The organism is Paenibacillus sp. 01T422 (genome assembly GCF_056398785.1).
The window spans coordinates 1-2,922 of the sequence record NZ_JBFTQB010000830.1 but is presented as its reverse complement, the minus strand read 5'-3'; the positions used below and the strand labels follow the sequence as shown (position 1 = coordinate 2,922).

Here is a 2,922-nt window from a genome sequence, read left to right as displayed (position 1 = left end):
GGGCAGGTATCCTCGGCTATACAGCAGGTGAAATGTTTGTAAAAGATGAGAAAATGATCGATTGGTTCCTGCACGATTACGAGTTTCTACATGTCTGGATCCCGATTGTAGCATCTGCACTGGTCATCGTAATTGGTGTCTCCGTGAAGTGGCTGAGAGTATTGCAATTAAAAACAAGAAACGAATAGGGAATAGGGAAAACCGCCAAGCTGGTCTTACACAGCGAAGCGGTTTATTTTTATTAGGCAGAGAATTGAAACTTTTTTCCAATTTTGTCGTCTAGTTATGAGATAGGCATGAGAAGAAGGGAGTTACGCGAGTGAGACCTAGTTTCCTTAACAAACCCAGATTTCGACTTTACTTTATTATCAGTAGTATCTTTCTTGCAATATGGTTGCAGGGCTGCGCACCATTCTTGCGAGCAATCGCAGCAGCGGACACAGCAATGGTTGAAATTGAAACAGAAATTGGATTTGGTGCTTCCAATGTGAAACAAGGCAAATGGCAATTTGCTACCATGACGCTTCGTAATCAGGGGGCTGACTTGGCGGGTGATTTAGTCGTACAGGTAGCTAATCCAAATCGAAGCAAGGATTTTAATTATGTGCAGCATGTGGAGCTTCCAAAAGGCAGCACGAAAGTCGTTACGATGCTGCTGCCTGGGTATCCTTATTCGAAAAGCAATAATACAATCGCTTTTTATGAAAAATCACAAAAAAACGGTAAGAAGATACCGTTGGACGGCAAAACATATTTGGAAGCGTTCATTTTACCGAAGGAAACGCTACAGGTAGGCGTTTTGGCTAGAGATGTAGATACGCTTAACTTCTTAACACTGCTTAATCAATCTGGCAGCAAATTGAATGTTCTGCATCTTAAGCAGGAAGAAATTCCGAAGGATTCATTGGGGCTAGATAGTCTAGACATTCTAGCGATCAATGACTTCGCAGCGGATACATTAACGGCGCAGCAAGTACAAGCTATTCAGCTGTGGACACAAAGAGGAGGTACACTGCTCCTCTCAGGCGGTGCGGGTTATCCGAAATCGGCAGCACCTTTTGCGAAAGAAGCTCCCGTTACATATGAAGGAACTACGGCGGTTAATGAGCTTCCCGTGATAGAGAAAGCCGGTGGGAAGGAGCTGATTTTGCCTCAGCCATTCACGCTATCACAAGCCAAGCTGGCTAACGGAGCGGAGTCTATTCTGTCCTTGGGGAATGTGCCTGTGTTCGCCCGTACTGCTTACGGAAGCGGCTTCGTTACCTATGCGGCCTACGATTTATCCCTGAATCCACTTGCGTCCTGGAATGGAAATCAGCGATTATGGGAGCAAATACTTTCCGGGCCGATTGCTTCAGCGAATGCTTATAATATGAATCAAATGAGATATAGCAATGATCCATATGGGGGATTGGTCAACGCTTTGGAATATTTCCCGTCCTTGCAACCGCCTAAGCTTCCGATGTTAGCACTTGTCTTGTTGCTATATGCCATTGTCGTAGGGCCATTGCTTTATATGGTTTTGACACGGCTAGATCGCAGAGAGTGGGCTTGGTTCGTGATTCCAATAGCTGCGATTGTGACCAGCATTGGTGTATTTCAATTTGGTGCGACGAATCGAGGGAGTATGATGGCTCAATCGTTGTCTACCGTTACATTGAACGGCACAGGATCAGGCATCAAACAATCTGCTGTCTCTGTCTTTCTCCCTAAAGGCGGGGATTTAGAACTGAAATTTGCCGGAAAGTCGGCGATTTCTCCGCTTCTGCAATCCGAAGTCTACTCATCTCAGCAGCTCCATGAGCAAAATGAACTTCTCATCAAGCAAGAACCTGAAGCGGCCATCGTGCGGCTGCAGGATATTCCTTACTCGTCCATCTCAAAGGTATCCGTTGAGGAAGAACAATTAGTCCCGCTTGGAAAGCTTGACTATCGTATTTCGGATTTAACCGTCAAAGGTGCAAAAGGTCAGGTTACGAATAACACGACCAAGGATTTAACCGATGTTGCTGTCCTTATTAACCAGTTATATGTCAAAATTGGCGCAATTCCAGTAGGAGCTTCAGCGGACTTCGATACGGCGAATGGCATAGGGGTGGCGAATGGGCCTGATATTGCACAGTTTGCTTTTCCATATCCGACAATCAGTGGCATCGATGCTGGTTTGCATCAGCGCTCATTGTTCAGCAGCTATTTGAATCGTAATGGGAAGTTCTCAGGAGGGATAACGCCAATGATTGTTGGATGGATGAAAGATCAGACTTCCATCCCATTGGCTACGGGAGGCAGCATTCCAACGCAGCAGCTAACACTAATAACGCAAGACATGAGACTCAATTATGTGACATCAGAGGGTAAAATCGTTATTCCAAGTGCGGCAATTGTGCCTGCGTTAATCGATAATCATTTGAAAATGAGCGCAATTCAATTCGAAAACGGCCCTTTCATGCAAATGGGAAGTGGTGATGTGACACTCGATTATCAACTTCCGACATTAGAAGGAGCCAACTATCAAACGATGGAAATGACGGGGGACCCTAATCCGGATGTTAAGACAGAGTTATGGAATTCGCAGACCAAAGCATGGGAAGAAGTCACCTTGAAATCGTACCAATCCTGGGAGGGAGAAAAACTGCAGCCTTATATCATCGAGGGAAAATCGATACGCATGAAAATAACGACGATTCAAAATAACATCATGTTCCGATTCCCTGCCGTTTCTCTGGAAGGGGCTGTGCAACAATGATTTCCATTACGGAATTGACGAAAAAATACGGTAATTTTACAGCACTTGATGCCCTGACCATGGAGATTGATAAAGGAACGGTTTTTGGTTTTGTTGGACCGAATGGAGCGGGGAAATCCACGACGATGTCCATCCTAGCCACGCTGTTAAGCCCAACATCAGGTACAGCCAAGGTT

The 2,922-nt window shown here is 45.3% G+C and carries 2 protein-coding genes and 1 pseudogene; all 3 read left to right on the top strand.

Features of this window, described 5'->3' with window-relative positions:
• Positions 1-188 (top strand): annotated as a pseudogene (locus AC1DUA_RS32020) (TerC family protein); the annotation flags it as partial.
• A 227-nt stretch (positions 189-415) separates the two neighbouring features.
• The gene (locus AC1DUA_RS32015) at positions 416-2,746 is read left to right on the top strand and encodes a hypothetical protein (protein WP_477503581.1); all 2,331 of its coding nucleotides are present in this window, start codon (positions 416-418) and stop codon (positions 2,744-2,746) included.
• The coding region (locus tag AC1DUA_RS32010; protein ID WP_477503580.1) for an ATP-binding cassette domain-containing protein at positions 2,743-2,922 on the top strand (180 nt) is incomplete at its 3' end. The genes AC1DUA_RS32015 and AC1DUA_RS32010, both read left to right, overlap by 4 nt.